The following is a 17,902-nucleotide window of genomic DNA, read 5'->3' as shown; positions in this document are numbered from 1 at the left end:
AGGTTTTTTTACAATTTATTTTAACTAAAAAAAAATTAATTTAATTTAAAAAAAAGAAAGTTTTTATTGAAATTTTAAATAGATAGAAATAGAAAAGCCACCCTTCTAGAAAGGTGGCTTTTAACTACAGCAATTATAATTATTTATTTCCTGATTTTTCTGGTAATCTCTTCGCCATTTGCTAAATTAATTTTTAAAACAAATACACCGTTCAACAGTCTATTTCCATCTATCTTGGTTTCCAAAGCCGCTGGTTTTGTTGTTAAAATTAATCTGCCAGAAGCATCATAAAGCGCTAATGCTTTAATTTTTTGAGAGGCTTTTACTACGAAATCATTAGCATCTCTGTAAATCCAAAGATTATCTTGAGTTACATCACCAGTAGAAAGCACTTCTTCTGGTTTATAAATAATTTCAAATCTATTTTCAGATAGGCCAGAAGTGGCTTGGAAAACATAATTATTTTGAGATAGATTGGTTACTGTTCCGTTGGCTTTATCTTTTAAATAAATGTTTTGGCCAGAAGCAAAAATACCTTCGCCTTTTTCTAATGCAATTGTATAAGTACCATTTAGGCTAATATTCGTGCCTAAATCTACAGTATCATCTGGTGTGAAATTTTCACTTTTTCCTTGTATTAAAAGTTTTTTGCCAGCTAAACTAGAGTAAAACAAATCTGAATAATCATCAAACGCTTCATTGTCATAATCTTGCTCAAAACCATCAGTTGCGCCTGCAATGTAGCCTATAAGCTGTGTATTTACAATGTTATTAGGATTGGTTAAAGTAAGCCAAAATCTATTTTTTTGTGCCGCCCCTTTTTGGAAAAATCCGACACCTGCAGATCCGGTTCGCAAATCATGACCCGTATTGTAACTGTTTTTAAAATTTAAAGTTCCGCTACCTTTGGCCTGTACTATAAAACCTTGCCCTACTTTAATAATTCCATTTGAAGCGACACTTCCTGTGTAGGTGGAATATGTTGAAGTAACACCACCTGTACCATTAATCACAGAATAATTATTTCCGTTGTATTTAGAACCTTGTTGTACGGGTTCATAGACATTATTAGTCCAAAACCACGCGGTATTATAAATCAAACTCGAATTTGCCAAATACAATTCATTAAAATCAATATTTGATGGATATGGATTTGCCACCAGATTATAACCATGAACGTATGGTTTACTAGGGTCAACAGTATTCGGAGTATCCGCAGATTTAGCAAGACTATAACTGATATCACCATTATTTGGTTTTCCTTGGAAGGTATAGGTTTTACTTCCTCCTTCAGCTCGCACTGCATAACCTTTTCCTGGTACAAAAGTAGGATCTGTTGTTTCATAAAATCGGTCGTTAGACTCTCTGTAAGAAAAGAAGTATGCATTTGGGGTTCCTGGAGAAAAACCACCTGCACCTTTTGTCTGTTGCCCTAAAACTGGTGAGCCCCAATAAACGTAATCTACCGCAGTTCCTGGATTATTTCTCAATGCACCAGTTAATCTTTTGGCAGTAATACTACCAACATTTACAGCAGTTGCATTATTCTGAAGTAAGTTAGCATCGCTTTCTAAGTTTACTTTGTCAGCAGTAGAATTATTAACTAAGAAATCATCAACCGTTAAAGTTTTACCACCCATTATTTGTAAAGAGCCCCCAGGTTCCACCGTAACATTTCTTGCGAATCCATTTGCACCTGAATTTAATACGACAGGTTGCTTGATGATAACACATTTTGTAATATCTGGAATGGCACTATTTGGCAGCCAACTGGCAGTATTCCAGTCACTACTTCCTACATTCCAAATTTTATTATTATTAGGAACCAATACGCTACCTGTAACATCACAACTGTTGCTTAAAAGTGCTGTTGCCTGTAAATTAAAAACTTGTTTGGTTTCATAATCACCTGGTAAAGGTTTAAGACAAATACTAGATGAACCGCCTGGTGGTGGTGGAGATACACAATCTGATGCAAATATAGAAGACGTAGAACTTGACCAAGCAAAATTAGTTGAAAGCGGTTTTTCACCATAAATTAAAACATCATCTACTGCTACTCCATCTGGCAACCAACCAGAAACGCTTCCTAAAGAGTGATGTAGAAATCTGATTTTCAAGTTAGTTTTATTGATATAAGCACTTAAATCATAGGTTAAATTTGTAAATACGGTTCCAATTCCAGTATCAGCAGTAAAAGTTTGCAATGGTGTCCAAGTCATTCCGCCATCAGTAGAAATTTCTATACTAGCAAACTCAACATCAGGGTTTGTACCATCTGGATAATATCTTGAATAATAAAATTTTAAAGTCATTGTTAAATTCAAGTAATTAGTAGAATTTAAAGTTCCTGAAACCAAAGAATTTTCTACTAATTCATAAGGCGGAGTTGCTGAATCTGATGTTGCCAACGCAAAATCATTTGGCGCTAAACCTGTTGAAATAGCAGGTTTCCAAGATACTCCTGCTGTTGGTACAAAGGTACTTGGTCTATTGGTCCATTTGGTATCTGCTTGTATTACTGAACTTGTAGCATCAGAATTAACATTGGTGAAAGCGCCTAAACCTCCTGCTTCAAAATCTTCAGATAATAAATTTACCACCTCTTTATCGCCAGATGCAGAAACTACTATTTCAGCATTTTGACCACATACTTCTGGAATAGTTGGTGTGAAAGTTAAAGTTGGTGTAGGATTTACTTTTGCCACTACTGGTTTTCTTACTAAAGATTCAGTAGTTCCATTAGAAGAAGCGACATAATAGGTTGTAGTTGCAGAAATATTAGGTGTAGTCCAACTTCCAGTGGTTGGTGAGCCTGTTAATTGAGACCCTCCAGTTGCACTCGCATACCAGTGGTATTCTGTGGTTCCTGCGGTTCCCGTTGCACTTAGAGTAACAGTACCAGAATTACAAACTTGGCCGCCAGTTGTAGTCGAAATATTTGTAGGTGAGCGCTCGATTACTGTAAATAAATAATCTTCAGCTTCGCCATATTGTGATGAAGTATAAGTACTAACAGTTCCAGTATTAAAAGGTTCACAAGCATTAAAATTATAGCCAAAATATTCATCAGGACTACCATTTGCTGGATTTCCATCATCATAAAAACTATTAAAAGTTCTAACTCTTATTCTGTAATTACCGGGCACAGTTCCAGTAGGAATTACAAATCCAAATGTACTTGAAATACCTGCGGTTCCGGGATTATAAACCAATTCAGATTCATCAAATACACCATCTTTATTCCAATCTACCCACACTTTTAATTTAGCTCTTCCACCGATGGATTCTACAATCATATTAACGCCTTCGCCCTGCGCTTGTACCGCTTTGGTCGCCAAACCAGTAAAATCTTCATAACCGGGCGTGGTTGTAGAATAGGTGCTTGTATTATTTGTTTCAACCATAGTTCCTATAAAAGCAACACGATCAATATAGCGATCAACATTATTTGGAGCAATTGTAGAAGGAATACAAGGCGCGGGTGGCGTTCCTGTGGTAGTTGCATTTCCAATTAAAACTGTAGGATTTGTATTATACAAAGGCCCTCCTATACAGAGCGCACTCATAGAATAAATAAAGAAATAGTAAGTTGTATTTGTATTTAAACCTGCTGCTGTAAAAGTTGTATTATTATCGGTGTCTATTACTGTGTTGCTCACACCAATACTAGAACCAATAGTATAAGTTGTTCCATTGGTTATTTGCGAGGTCGGTGCAACACCAGTGCTATTCATAATTACTAAATAATTTTGAGAAGCAGGAGAAGCTGCGGTAAAAGAACCAGCGATGGAAGTAGCGCCTGGCGTCAATACCAAAGCAGTTGGTTGCGCTGTTGGAACAGTACAATCTGGTGCTTTCGCTACATTTAAAGAATAATCTTCCATTTGAAAATATCCTGCAGTAGCACATGGGCTAAGGATACCGTAAAAACTATTTGCAACTCGCATTCTAATTTTACCAACATAAGCATCAGGTGGTATAATTATATCCTTATTAAAAGTTGCTGTAAGAGTGTTATAAGAACCCAATAAATAAGTTTCACCAGGATCCGAGAAACTTCCGTTATTATTCCAATCAAAAAATGCATATTGATAAAAAGTGTTTCCTGCAAAAGTGTTTCCTGTCGCTGTTACAGAAAGATTATAAATAGATCCGCCCGTTACGTTTGCAGTAATTGTTGAAAAATCTTCATAAAAAGTAGTTGCAGTTGAGTTATTATTAAACAACGTCCCAAATTTTACATTTGTAATTGGATAACCCGACCCAGTTCCTGTTGGTGTACAATAAGATGTTGTTGCATTTCCTATTAATGGAGACGTTGTTAAATATAATGGCCCGCCTGTACATATATTATTCATTGAGTATATAAAGAAATAATACTTCGTAAATGGTATTAATGAAGAGGCTGATAAAGAAGTATTTGTATCATTATCTACGACAAAATTTGTACCTCCCAAAACATCGCCTATTGCATAAGCAGTTCCATTAGTAATTGTTGGTGCAACACCTGTGGTATTTGCTATTACCAAATAGCTTTGAGCTGCAGGACTTGCTGCAGTAAAAGTGCCGTTTATTGTTGTTCCGGAAACGCTTAAATTTAATGCAGTAGGTTGCGCTGTCGGGCTTGTACATGCCACAATATCAATAATATTTAAAGAATAATCTTCCCCTTCACCATCAAAGCCGGTATCACAAGGACCAGTTGTTGCAGAATTATATTTAGATTGTATTCTCATTCTTACCGTTCCAGTGATTGCACCAGGTGGAACAGTAATTGATAGTGGATTTATACTCGTTAATCCATTGGTTACATTAGTTGCTGTTCCTAAATTATAAGATTCTCCAGCATCAGTAAAATCTCCATTGCCATTCCAGTCTATATAAACCGTTTGGTAATTAGTATATGGTCCGCCTGTATTTATATAAACATTTAAGTCATAAGTAAAACCTTTGGTGATTGTTGTGCTAAGAGTAGTATAATCGTTGTATCCTGTATTAACTGAAGTATTTAAATTATTAATGGTATTAAAATTCACACCAGTTATTCCATCAGTAATATTTCCTCCAGAAGAAGCACAGTAACATGGCGCACTAGAAGTTGTAAACGTAAAAGTTGCAGAAGACACTGCCACACCGCAAGAATTTCTTGCAACTACTCTCCAATAATAAGTGGTATTGGCTGCTAAAGCGCCTGTGTTGTAAGAATTTGTTGTAACATTTGCAGTTATTGTGCCCGGAACACTTCCTGCGCCAAAATAAACATCGTACGAAGTTGCACCTGCAGACGCTGCCCAAGAAATACTGTTTATAGAACCACTTCCAGTATAACAAACGTTTGTAGCTCCATTTGTAGGCACTGGAGTTGTAACTGTTGCTGGTGTTGTATTTACTGTTAATGCTCTTGCAGTTGAAGTACTAGAGCAAGTGGCATTACTCACAACAACATCAAAATTTCCTGCAATAGCTGCGGCTGGGTTTGTAATAGTTAAAGCGGCTGTATTCACACCGCTATATGGTGCAACATTTGTAAGTGCAACTCCGTTTCTACGCCATTGGTAAGTGGTCGCACCAGTGGCTGTAACACTAAAAGTTGCTGTTCCTGTGGTACATGTGCTGGTTGCAGAAGGTTGCGAAGTAATAGTTGGTGGAGGATTTATTAATAAAGCACTTGAAACACTACAGCCTCCAATTGTATATACTACATTAACGGTACCTGCTGTTACACCTGTTACCACTCCACCAGTAGTAACAGTTGCAGAACCAGTTCCATTGGTTATAGACCAAACCCCGCCAGTAGTTGAGTTAGTGAAAGCGGGTGTATTTGCGCCAACACAAACATTCGCTGCACCTCCACCGTTTGGTAGTAATGGCGTATAAGTTGATGTTAATGTATTTGTAAGAGCCGTTCCATTTGTAAGTCCGTTTACCGTCCCATTTCCTCCTGTTCTTGTTATATCACCTGTGGAGGCGAAGTTTATTGCTCTAATTTGGATACCATTTATTCGCCATCTATCTCTTTGTGCAGTTGCGTTACAATCATAAGTAATAGTTATAGTCGTTGAAGTAACTACAATAGTAGAATTACTTACATCCCTGTTTCTATCTGCAATTGTACCAACACCTGGATTAAATTCAAAATTTGTTGGAGCAGTTAAAATTATTGTTCTTCCATTACCTTGATTAGCAATATTTGCATTATTACTTTCTTGGATTTGAATTTGAGGTAATGTACTATAATCAGAAGGAAATGAACAAGTACTGATTGATAAATTTGGTGCTGTTATGTTAACTTGCCCAAAAACATTAGTAAAACTAAAAAGCGTTAGCAATACAACAAATAAATTATTTGTATTGACTTTTAATTTAGAAACCCTTAAAACATTAATTAAAAAATTTTTAATTTTTAATAGATAGTAGTTTTTTGGCATGGCGAAAAGTATTTAAGTGGCTATAAAATTTATGTTATCATATCATTTTTTTTTATCATTTGTGTTGTTAATATTTTTTTCAATCAAAAACTAAATTCGCGGTAAAATTACAATATTTTCCTTATAAATTATCAATATTACAAACTTACATATGAATATTTAATTATAAAAATAAATAAAAATTATCATATTATGATTTTTACAATTAAATATAAGATTTTTAAGCAATTCTAAATAAATAGCCACTTTAGGTTTGGGTTTATTTAAAATTAGCCTTTAATATCGCGCTAATTCCAATTTTATATTAAAAAATAAAAAAGCCACTTTTTGCTAAAGTGGCTTTGTGAAACTTAAAATAAGAATATTTAATTCCTAATTTTTCTGGTAAGAATTTCACCGTTTTGTAAATCTATTTTTAAAATTAAAATGCCTTTAGATAAACGATCCGCAGATAAAGTTACTTCTGTATTCGCAGGTGCTATTTTATAAAGCAATCTTCCTGAAGCATCATAAACTTCTACAGTAGAAATTTTTTGCGACGCTTTTATTACAAAATTGTTTGCATCTCTATAAACCAAAAGGTTTCCTTTGGTTACTTCGCCTGTAGAAAGCACTTCTTCTGGTTTATAAATGATTTCAAATCTATTTTCAGATAAGCCTTTTGTGGCTTGGAAGGTGTAATTATTTTGAGACAAATTTGTAACCATGCCTGTTTCTTTATCTTTTAAATAAATAGTTTGTGAATTAGCAAAAATGCCTTCTGCTTTCCCTAAAGCGATTGTGTAAGTTCCATTTTGGCTAATATTTGCGCCTAAATCTACCGTATCATCTGGCGTGAAATTTTCACTTTTACCTTGAATCACCAATTTTTTTCCTGCTAATTCTGAGTAAAATAAATCCGAATAATTATCAAAAGCTTCATTATCATAATCCTGCTCAAAACCATCGGTTGCGCCTGCAACGTAACCAATTAACTGGCTGTTTACCACATTATTTGGGTTTGTTAAGCTTAACCAAAATCTATTTTTTGTCGAACTGTTTTTTTGATAAAAAGTACCAGAAGTACTAACTCGATAAGAATTTTTAAAATTCAATGTTCCACTTGCTTGCGCTTGAACGATGAAAGCTTGGCCCACTTTTATGGTGCCATTTACACCAATCGGATTACCACCCGTTCCATTAAAAACAGCATAATTATTTCCAGCATAAGAAGAACCTTGTTGATTGGCTGTATAATTATTATTAGTCCAAAAATAAACTGTGTTTACGAGCAATCCAGGATTTCCTGCATATAAGTCATCAAAACTAATATTAGAAGGATATGGATTTCCCACTAAATTATAACCATGCACAACACCAACAGGATTATCTGCAGATTTTGTAATAGGAATAGAAATATTACCATTATTTGGGACACCTTTAAACTTATAATCGCTAAAACCATTCACCGCTTGCACAGCATAACCTTTTCCTGGTACAAAAGTATTATCGGCAGTTTCATAAAACCGATCATTAGATTCTCTGTAACTAAAAAAGCGGTTACTTGGCGTTCCTGGTGAGAAACCGCTTGTACCTTTGGTTAGTTGGCCCGCAACTGGTGAACTCCAATAAACATAGTCTACGGCGGTTCCAGGGTTATTTTGAAGACCCGTTACGGTTCTTTCAACAGTCATATTTCCTGTATTAGAAACGTTATTGGTTTGAATTAAATTTCCGTCTGATTTTAAAGTAAAACTATCGTCGCTTCCTGTATTATTTTTAATAAAATCTGTAACGGTGAGATTTCCGCCGCCATTTATTGTTAATTTTCCGCCACTATTTATAGTAAGGTTTTTAGCTAATGCATTGGTGCCTGATAAAATTATCGGTTTCAATGATACATTAGGAATATCGACACAGTTGGAAGCAGTTGGAACACCGCTTGGCGACCAATTACTTGCTGTAGCCCAATTTGTTGTAGAGCCATTCCAAGTTTTATCTAAACTGGTGATCGTAAGTTGGTTTGACGTTGCCGGAGAATTTACAGAACAAGGACTTGCATTAGAAGTCATTACAACCTTTACTTTATCATTATTTGCTAATGTCGCGGTTGTAAAAGTGGGGCTATTTGTTCCCGCATTTACATTATTTACCTTCCATTGATAAGTGGGCGCAGTGCCACCATTTGTAGGTGTGGCGGTAAAAGTGACTGAAGTTCCTGCACAAATTGATGTACTTGGGCTTGCACTAATGCTTACACTTGCTGGTAAATTCGGGTTTACAGTCATTGTAAGTTGGTTTGACGTTGCCGGAGAATTTACAGAACAAGGACTTGCATTAGACGTCATTACAACGGTTACTTTGTCATTATTTGTTAATGTTGAAATTGAAAAAGTGGGGCTATTTGTTCCAGCATTTGCACCATTTACCTTCCATTGATAAGTAGGCGAACTGCCACCATTTGTAGGTGTGGCAGTAAAAGTGACTGAAGTTCCTGCACAAATCGATGCACTTGGGCTTGCGCTAATGCTTACACTTGCTGGTAAATTGGGATTAACAGTAATTGTAGTATTAGCATTTGCATTACCTGGAATAAATCCCAAAAAAAGGTAATTAATTTTTACATTGATGGTATTTGTACCAACAGGAGCCGAAGAAAAGGTGTAAAAATTAGTAGTTGTTGTAGCAAGAACAGCGCCACCGTTTAAACTCCATTCATAATTAGAAATAGTGCTAAGAAAAGGTGTGTAACTCGCTGTCGCTGTAAAAGATTGCCCAGAACAAACCGAAGTCGGATTTACAGTTACACTTTGTGCCTTTGTTTTTATGAGCCCAGCAAAAAATAAAAAAACGAGAACCATTAAAAGCCTTAACATAAATATATTTCTCCCAAAACCCAAAAATCTAAAACTTTTATAAAAAATTCTTTTTTCCATAACTTTAAATTTTGAAAATTGATGTATCGCCACAAATTGCAGATATCCTTGGAAAATCAGTTTGTAGAAATTTTGTACTAGAAAATGTGAAATAATCTTTGGAATTATTAGAAGCAGATGTGTACCCCACTCCATCAAAAGTAAATGTAAAGGGAACGGTTACTGTTGCTACACCATCGTCCCATCCTGATGTAAATAAAGTTGTTGAAGTTGGTAGTGCTGCATAAGTTCCGCTACTTTGCGAAAATGTATAACTCGTAACTTGCGCAAAAACAAAAGTTTGCAACAGCATTAGAAATACAAAAGTCAATAGAGTTTTTAGTTTAATATTATTTTTAGATATTAAACCACTCAACCAAAAAATTCTAGGACGTGAGCGTTGTTGGACAAATACGTAATTTGCCTCTAAATAGAAGTTATTTTTTTTCATTGTCAATTATGTTAGTTTTCCCAAAATTGTGAGTTAGGATTACTGTTAATTATATTATTTATATCATATTTTATAAAGAGATATTTTATTATTAAGTCTATTTTTCATGTTGTATTTTTTAAAAAAAACTTTCATATTCGAAGCGCAATTCATGCCAAAGTTTGTGCTGAGAATATTTTTTTTCAATAGTTTTCCTAGAAGTTAATTTTAATTTCTGCACTAAATCTAAATCATTAAGCAATTTCAACATAGCGTTTTTCAAATCACTTTCAGATTTCGCAGCAATAATTAATCCATTTATACCATCAGTAATAATTTCGTTACATCCATTAATATCCGTAACTATACACGGAAGTTCCATCGCGCCCGCTTGCAAAACTGCATTGGGAAATCCCTCTCTATAACTTGGCAAAACCAAACAATTGCTAATTGCTAAATAAGGTCGTACATCCGCAACAAAATCTGTAGTTATAATTTGCGGGTTATTTTCAATTTCATATAAAGTTTTTTCTAAAATAGGATCTAGGCTTTGCTCCAAAGGTCCAACTAAGAGAAGTTTAATATTTTTAAACGCATTCATAGAAGAGAACGCAGAAACAAGTTCATTAATCCCTTTATCTTTCACCAATCTTCCGATAAAAATAAAAACGAAATCATCTTGCAAAATATTTAATTCATTTTTTAAATTTTGCTTAGTCTTCTCAGAAAAAATTTCTGGATCAAAATGCTGCAAATCTATTCCGTTAGAACTTCCGTTACCTAAAACTTTCAACTTTTGAGGTTTACAAAATTTTTCTTCTATCATTATATCTTTCATCTTAAAAGAATTGGGATAAACTTTAGTTGCGAAAGAATAAGTTATTTTTTCTACGAGATTTAAAATTAATCTTTTAAAACCTGTGGCTTCTAAAAGAGGTAAACCTGCAACGGTGTGCATTCTTACTGGTACTTTTGAAAAATACGCCGCAATCATTGCAACTAATCCTGCTTTTGGTGTATGAGAATGAACAATTTCGGGCTTTTCTTTTCGAAAAAATTGGTACATTTTTATAATGGCAAGCAGATCTTTAATGGGCGTAATTTTTCGCGTCATCTCAACTGCGTGATATTTCACACCTAAATTTTGCGCTATTCTTTTCAAATTTTTTTCGTCGGAAGAAACAGCGATTACTTCATAAAATTCATTCATATAACTCAGCTGGTTTCCTAAAAGTTTTTCTATAGAAAGTGGCACAGAAGTTACCCTGATGAGTTTTTTCATTCACATTTATGATTAATTGTTTTGCAAAGTTAAAACTTTTCTTATAAAACCAATATTAAAACGCTTAATATAAGAGTTTTATACAAAAATACTTTTACAAATCATTAATGAAATTTAATCAGAATAACTTTTAAACATCTACGAGAAAAAGCGCTGAAAAAGATTGATTAGATATTTTTAACCTGAGTGCGATTGTTATTTAAAATATAATTTACTAACATTCAATTCATTATATGTTTATCAATTGTGTCGGGCTTTAGCCCGATGTGAAAATTAGCGAAATAAAAGGCTTTAGCCGAAACTTAAAATATGATTTGGCTAAAGCCAATTTTACTATAATTTTAAAAAATGGGCTAAAGCCCATTCCTATTGATATTTTAAAATTGTTTAATAATCGAACTCAAGTTTTTATACTTTCTTTGGAAGCAAGCATTTTTTGATAGAATAAAACGTGCTTTTCAACCATTATATTAATATCAAATTGCGCAGCTCTTTTCAAACATTTTTCTACAATAGATTGATAATAATTTTCGTCTTCCATTAAATGATGAATTTCTTCTGCTAATTTTTTTTCATCGCCTTTTGGGAAAAGAATGCCTGCATGGCGCACAACATCAGAAAGACCGGGCACATCACTTGCTATAAAAGGTCTGCCAGCAGACATTCCTTCAATACTTGAAAGCGACAAACCTTCATAATTAGAAGATAAAATATTAACATTTGCAGTTTTTAAAATTTGCGGAATATCTGTTCTATTCCCAACAAAACAAACGCGGTTTTCCAAATTTAATTCCTTCACTAAATTTTCAGCACTTTCTCTTAAACTTCCCTCGCCCACTAAAATTAATTTGACATTTTCAGGCAAATATTGTAATGCTTTTATAACAGTTTTTTGATCTTTCTGCGCTCGAAAAGAGGAAACTTGGCAAAGCAAAAAATCATTTTTTTGCAAAGAATGGTCTATTAAAGTCCGATCCTGTGCTTCCGCTTGCGAAAATTTAGACACATCTACCCCATTGTTTATTACCACTAATTTCTCTTCTGGCAAAGAAGTTTGCGCGATTACTTCTTGTTTTACTTCGTCAGTAATGCAAACAATACAATCAAAAAAGGAATAAACCCAGCGGTTGATTTTTTTAAGTTTTTTGCTTCGAAATCTTTTATTGGATGTATTATGCTCAGTGAAAATTACGGGTGTTTTCGACAATGAAAGTTTTTTCGCAATTATTGAGAAATAAGTTGCTGGGAAAAGATGTGCGTGAATTAAATCGTATTTTTTTAAATAAGGAATAATTTTTAAAATAAATTTTAATTGATAAGGCGAAGACTTTCCCAAAATAAAAATCTCACAGCAGTTTTGTTTTTTTAATGCCTCTAAAAATGGATGTGAAGTGCCGTTCAATAATAAAACATCTGCTTTTATTCCCAACGCATTGTATCTTGGAAGTGTTTCCAAAATCAGTTTTTCTGCGCCGCCTGTTGCGAGAGAATTGATGATGTGAAGGACTTTCAAAATAAATTTTTGGTTTTGTATCGGTTATACAGATTTAGTAAAATAGAAAAAGGCATCGATAATAAAACAATTATCGGGTATTTTGTTTGGCTTAATTGCCGGTAATTTTTTGTAAAAAGAACGGAAGATCCAAGATGAATGGCGTTTCTAAATTGCTCTTTTACACCTATTTTAGAATTCAATTTTTTAAGTCTCATAAAAGCAAAACCCTGCGGATTCAATCTATATTGTCGCCACATATTATTTGTAGAGCCATCTTCCTGGTATTCTACAAGGCAATAAATTTCGTTTTTTGGAATTAAATAATAACCTTGGGCTTCGGCTTCAAAAGATTTGTAACTGAGTGGCACTAGTTTTTCGCCGCTAAAAATTGGATATGGCGGTAATTTTCTTAAAATTTCCGTTTTAAAAACCAATTTTTTATCGCCTGTAACTTTATGTTTTCTAGCCAAATCCATCATTTGTACTTCTTTTAAATTTTGGGGAAAATATTCACCTAAAATTTTACCGTTAAAATCTGCATCTAAACCTACTATTCCGTAGCAGTTTTCATTATTAATTTTTAAAATTTCTCGAACAATAATTTCCACCGCATTTTTGGGCATTTTATCATCAGAATCTATACAGGTATTCCATTCCGTTTGTATCCTTTCGTAAGCCCAATTATGAGCAGAATGCATGCCTTCATTTTTTTTATAAAAATATTGAATTTCAAATTCATTTTCTAGTTTCCATTGGTTCACCAAGTCTTCCGTGCCATCTGTAGAACCGTCGTCAATCAACATCCAAATAAAATCTTTATTGGTTTGAGATTTTAAACTTTCATACAACCGCGGCAAAAGATGTATTCGGTTGAAAGTGGGCGTGAAAATAGTTAGTTTTATCATTATCCTTTTAAATACATAAAATAAGTGAACATATAATAAACCACTAAAACAATGCCTATTATTCTATACTGATTCGGAAACATTTTGTAACGTAATAAAGGATAGGCAATAATGGGCGCCATTAAAAACCACGATAAATAGGCGAAACGATTTGAAAAATTAGCGCGAATTACTAAAATCCAAAAGGCATTGGCAATCATATAAATTCCCCAAAGATGGATGTAAAATTTATCTGTAATATTTTTCTTAAATATAAAATACCAACCAGCGAAAACTGCAAAAGAAGAATAAAACAAGAAATCCCAACGAAATCCTGTGTAAGCAAAATGATCATGATATGCATTTCCTTTTGTAAGATAATCTACCGCTCTAGAATCACTACCGAAACCAATACTTGCAAATAAAGTTTCCCAAAAACCACCACCAACTAAGGAAAGTGGAATTGCTGCAGCCCAAATATAAAGATAAACTTTAGGGTTTTTATAAACTCCCGCTACAAAAAATGCCGCTATCGGGATTATAAGCGAACTATGCACACCAAAAGAAACAGCCATTAAAATATACATAACAACTTTTCGGTTATAAAAACAAAGCGCTAATATGAAAATTGAAGTTCCCAAACCATTTCTTATTCCATTGGTACCAAATGGCCAAAACATATAAGAACCTATGAAAATAAAAAAAACAAAATACCAATATGAGCCGCAATATTTTTTAGAAAAAACATAACAAGGAATGATATAAATGACAGCGCAAATAAAGAAAAAAATGCGTTCTCCAATTATATGGGCACAAAAAATTAAAAAATAATTGAATAAAAAATCTTTTGTAACAATGGGAGTTTCGCCAGCAACAATACGATTATAAAATTTAGAATAAGTCAACATATCCCCAAATTGATAACTTACCGGGCGCGTTCCTAAATAAAAAGTGATTAAAAATAAACTGAAAAGACCCAAAATTTTAGCAAAATTTTTGGTATTTACTGTAAACAAATCGCTTTGATAAGAATGAAAAAGCGTGATGAGCATCAAGACCATCATTATATTATAGTAAATTGCAGTATAACTGCTTAAAGGAACCCAATCAAACAATAATATTAGTTTTTTCAGTAAAAATATCTAATTTTTTTTTAGGAATCATAAAAGATTCTGTCTCAAGAAATTTCCTCACGAGATGAAATATTAAATTAAAATCATTTCGTAGGGCACATTATTGATTTTTGCAGCCATTTTAGGAAAATCACTGTTATACATTTCTGCACTTCTTATTTGATAGGCTTTTTCCGCACCTGCAATTAGAAACATATCCATAAATGCGGTAAGTTCTTTTCCTTTCCCTGCATCTGCAAAATCAATATGTCCTACTTCTTCTGGTAAAATATAGGTGTAAATATAGGCGTAAGTTTTTGTAGCAATTTCTCGAAAAATATTACTGTCAGAAGTTATCAAAATTTTTTTCGCATCTTTGTGTTTCAATTTAATTTTATTTACCGCAATTAAGCATTTTTCTATTAAAAATTTTCGTTTTTCTTCATTTAAAGCAGTACTTTTTCCTTCTTCAAACTCGCCCAATAAATTTTGAAAACGAAATGACATTGAAATATAATTCCCCACTCCACCAAGTTTTTGACGATGAAATTCTATTTTAGATTCTAAAAATGGCGATGGCTTAAACAGTTCAAAAAATAATTCTGAATAATGATTAAAACATTCCCCAGAATTACAACTGACGTGTAGTTGTTCTTTAGATTTATTCAATCGGAAAAAATCACCAGCGAATTTTTCATTTTCCCAAGTGTAAATGGCTGTTTTCGTTAAATTATAATATATTTCATCTTCCTCTATTGACCAATCATAATTATTCGGCACCAAGTATTTTTCTAAATTAAATGGGTAAATAAAATAAATTTTAAATTTAAAATTGTTCTTTTTCGCGAACATATAAAGCGTGCAAATTCCCTTTAAACGATCTGTTAAACCTCCAGAACGCATTAAACCATCGTGAATATTAATTATTATTTGTTGATTTTCTAATGTGTTTTTTTTGTTAAAATCTGCTGCTTTTAAATGATTGTTTCTTCCCTGTTTTCTTCTGTAAAAAGCCTCTCTGTATGAATGTGACAAAATTATTGTCGCTCTATATCTACCTTTCAAAAAGCGATACAAACTCATAATTTTCACGGCTCTCACAGGATTTGTAAGCAAATAAAAAAGAGATATTAAGAATTTTTTCACTCTGTTATTTATAATTTTTAAAATATCTACTTCTTTCCACTTGAACTGACTTTTTCGAACAAATTTTGCCATTGCTTCATCACAATATTAATTTCAAAACGAGAAACATTCTCTAAACCTCGTTTGCTCAATTCTTGCCGAAGTTGCTCATTTTCCATTAATAATTTTAATTTTTCAGTAAAAATATCTAAATTTTTATTAGGAATAAGAAAAGAATCTTCCTCGTTTTTCACGATATATTTTGGTCCGGTTGGGCAATCATAACTTATGATCGGCAAACCTATAGAAAGCGATTCTAACAAAACCATCGGGAAACATTCGGTTTCAGAAGTCATGGCGTAAATGCTGTAATTTTGCATTTCACTTTTTAAATCTGGAACATTTCCTTTAAATTTTATTTGATTTTGTAGACCAAATTCTGCAATTTTATGTTCTAATAATTGCTGAGTTCCAAGATAATCTTCACCAAAAAAATGCAATTCCCACTCGGGAAAATCTTTACTAATTTTTGAAAATATTTCTATTAAATCACCAAAATTTTTAACCGGTGAAATTCTTCCAGCAGCCATTATTTTCTTCGATTTTAAACCGGCGCGTTTATCAGAAATTTCCGCTGGATTTGGAATGACTGCAATGTTGTCGTTCGTATAGAAATTTTGTTCATCTTCATTTAAAACCGCAATCGAAGTGTATTTTTTTTCAATTATTTTATTTAGAAGATGCAATAATCTTTTTTTGAAGCCACTTTCCTGCTTTTCATAAAAATAACGGGAACCATGAAATTCTTTAATTTTAGGACTATTTTTTCTGATATAAGGCAAAAAATAAAAATCGGGACCGAAACTTGAACTTATTACAACATCTGGATTTATTTTTCCCAAAACATCCTTCAAAGCAGAAATATGTTTCGGGATTTTTTTTAAATTTTTAGGGTGGAAATAACTTTTCCCAATTTCATAATTAATTGCCAAATCTTCCCAAATAATTTTTGAACTAAAATCATAAACCGGCGTTTTTCCTTCTTGATTATAAGTCACAATAAAAACCTCATCACCAGAACTATCTGCAAAATAATTAGCCTTCTGGGAAAGCACTTTTTCAATGCCCCCATGAAGATAAACTTGATCTGTGAGATAGAGAATTTTCACTTTTTTATATTTTTTTAAAAAGTTCATCCCACTGTTTCACAATTGTTTCCGCATTAAATTTCTTTGAATTTAATTTCGCCGCTTTCCCCATTTCTTGCCGTAAATTTTCATCATTTATAAGCGTTTTTATTTTTGTTGAAAATTCATCTATATTTCCATTTTCTATTAAAAAACCATCTTTTCCGTTGCTGATAATTTCCTTCGGACCGTGCGGACAATCAAAACTGATGACTGGCAAACCGCAACTCATCGCTTCTATCAAAACCATTCCGAAACCTTCCGAACGCGATGGCAAAACCAAAAAAGAAGATTCTACATATTTTTTTTCAATATCCGGAACCGAAGAAAAAAAATGAATGTTTTTTAAGTTTAAATTCTCTGCCTCAGTTTGTAAATATTCTTTGGTATTTCTACCATAAACATTGAGTTCCCAATTTGGGAAATTGGTTTCAATTTTCGCCCAAATTTTTAATAATAAATCATAGCCTTTGTTAAAACTATAACTTCCGACGGCAATTATTTTTTTGTTTTTTAGAGAAGAAATTTCTTGGCTTTCAAATGACAAAGGATTGGGAATAACGAGCAAATTTTTCAGCGACCATTCTTTTTTATTGGCTTCTGTCAACAAAATTATTTTCGAAAAGTTTTTTCCTAAAATCTGCTTTATTTGGTGTTGTATTTTTTTCTTTAAGGGAAGTCCTTTTCCTTTATTTCCCAACAAAAAAGAAGCGTGACTTTCGTGAATCCATTTCGATTTGGTCTTAATTAAATAAGGAAGAAAAAAACCTTTCAAAGCATCATCGCAAACTGAAATAACATCAGGTTTAACTTCATCTACAATCTTCTGAATTCCACTTTTGTACTTCAAAAAATACTGAAATTTATTGCCAGAAATTTCTATGGAATGTCTTTTAATTTTATCAGAAAATTTAAAAAAAGTCGCTTTTCCGTTTTCATTTAAACTTAATATATGAATTTCATAGCCAAAATTTTCTACCAATAGCGCAGTTTTCACGGCCAAAACTCTTTCGAGTCCGCCAGAACCTGTGATGCCATTTGTGATGTAGAGTAATTTCAAAT

10 protein-coding genes are annotated in these 17,902 nt (G+C 33.1%); all 10 read right to left on the bottom strand.

All coding sequences use genetic code 11. The annotated features are described in order from the left end of the window. Positions 1 to 143: 143 nt before the first annotated feature. The 10 genes from C4S29_RS12315 to C4S29_RS12275 all read right to left on the bottom strand — a co-directional run bounded on the left by C4S29_RS12315 (position 144) and on the right by C4S29_RS12275 (position 17,900). Positions 144 to 6,431, bottom strand: a complete 6,288-nt coding sequence (locus tag C4S29_RS12315) for a GEVED domain-containing protein (protein ID WP_103914398.1) — start codon at positions 6,429 to 6,431, stop codon at positions 144 to 146. 365 nt (positions 6,432 to 6,796) lie between these two features. Then, positions 6,797 to 9,346 carry a T9SS type A sorting domain-containing protein gene (locus tag C4S29_RS12310; RefSeq protein WP_159969855.1) on the bottom strand — a complete coding sequence of 850 codons (2,550 nt, stop codon included), beginning with the start codon at positions 9,344 to 9,346 and terminating at the stop codon, positions 6,797 to 6,799. A 4-nt stretch (positions 9,347 to 9,350) separates the two neighbouring features. Next, entirely contained in the window at positions 9,351 to 9,776 is a 426-nt protein-coding gene (locus tag C4S29_RS14765) for a hypothetical protein (RefSeq protein ID WP_159969854.1), read from the bottom strand. Positions 9,777 to 9,894: 118 nt separating this feature from the next. After that, positions 9,895 to 11,037, bottom strand: coding sequence for a glycosyltransferase family 4 protein (locus C4S29_RS12305; RefSeq protein WP_103914396.1), 1,143 nt, complete (start codon positions 11,035 to 11,037; stop codon positions 9,895 to 9,897). 400 nt (positions 11,038 to 11,437) lie between these two features. Continuing rightward, a complete protein-coding gene (locus C4S29_RS12300; RefSeq protein WP_103914395.1) occupies positions 11,438 to 12,550 on the bottom strand; it encodes a glycosyltransferase in 1,113 nt (370 codons plus the stop codon). After that, a complete protein-coding gene (locus tag C4S29_RS12295; RefSeq protein ID WP_103914394.1) occupies positions 12,547 to 13,437 on the bottom strand; it encodes a glycosyltransferase family 2 protein in 891 nt (296 codons plus the stop codon). The genes C4S29_RS12300 and C4S29_RS12295 overlap by 4 nt, the downstream gene beginning before the upstream one ends. Further along, a complete protein-coding gene (locus C4S29_RS12290; protein WP_103914393.1) occupies positions 13,437 to 14,531 on the bottom strand; it encodes an EpsG family protein in 1,095 nt (364 codons plus the stop codon). Before C4S29_RS12290 ends, C4S29_RS12295 begins: the two co-directional genes overlap by 1 nt. 90 nt (positions 14,532 to 14,621) lie before the next feature. After that, positions 14,622 to 15,746: a hypothetical protein gene (locus C4S29_RS12285; RefSeq protein WP_103914392.1), complete on the bottom strand. Its 1,125-nt coding sequence runs from the start codon at positions 15,744 to 15,746 to the stop codon at positions 14,622 to 14,624. Continuing rightward, positions 15,701 to 16,822 (bottom strand): glycosyltransferase family 4 protein, encoded by a 1,122-nt coding sequence (locus tag C4S29_RS12280; RefSeq protein WP_221405537.1) that lies wholly within the window; start codon positions 16,820 to 16,822, stop codon positions 15,701 to 15,703. The genes C4S29_RS12285 and C4S29_RS12280 overlap by 46 nt, the downstream gene beginning before the upstream one ends. 4 nt (positions 16,823 to 16,826) lie before the next feature. Beyond that, positions 16,827 to 17,900 (bottom strand): glycosyltransferase family 4 protein, encoded by a 1,074-nt coding sequence (locus tag C4S29_RS12275; protein WP_103914390.1) that lies wholly within the window; start codon positions 17,898 to 17,900, stop codon positions 16,827 to 16,829. Positions 17,901 to 17,902: the final 2 nt, after the last annotated feature.

This window comes from Halpernia humi (genome assembly GCF_900108025.1).
GTDB lineage: Bacteria > Bacteroidota > Bacteroidia > Flavobacteriales > Weeksellaceae > Halpernia > Halpernia humi.
The sequence above is the reverse complement of the archived record's forward strand: the minus strand, read 5'-3'. Positions and strand labels throughout refer to the sequence as shown.

Coding starts and splice junctions, on each gene's coding strand:
- C4S29_RS12315 (WP_103914398.1), bottom strand. CDS start 6,431: ATGCCAAAAAACTACTATCTATTAAAAATTAAAAATTTTTTAATTAAT.
- C4S29_RS12285 (WP_103914392.1), bottom strand. CDS start 15,746: ATGGCAAAATTTGTTCGAAAAAGTCAGTTCAAGTGGAAAGAAGTAGAT.
- C4S29_RS12295 (WP_103914394.1), bottom strand. CDS start 13,437: ATGATAAAACTAACTATTTTCACGCCCACTTTCAACCGAATACATCTT.
- C4S29_RS12305 (WP_103914396.1), bottom strand. CDS start 11,037: ATGAAAAAACTCATCAGGGTAACTTCTGTGCCACTTTCTATAGAAAAA.
- C4S29_RS12310 (WP_159969855.1), bottom strand. CDS start 9,346: ATGGAAAAAAGAATTTTTTATAAAAGTTTTAGATTTTTGGGTTTTGGG.
- C4S29_RS14765 (WP_159969854.1), bottom strand. CDS start 9,776: ATGAAAAAAAATAACTTCTATTTAGAGGCAAATTACGTATTTGTCCAA.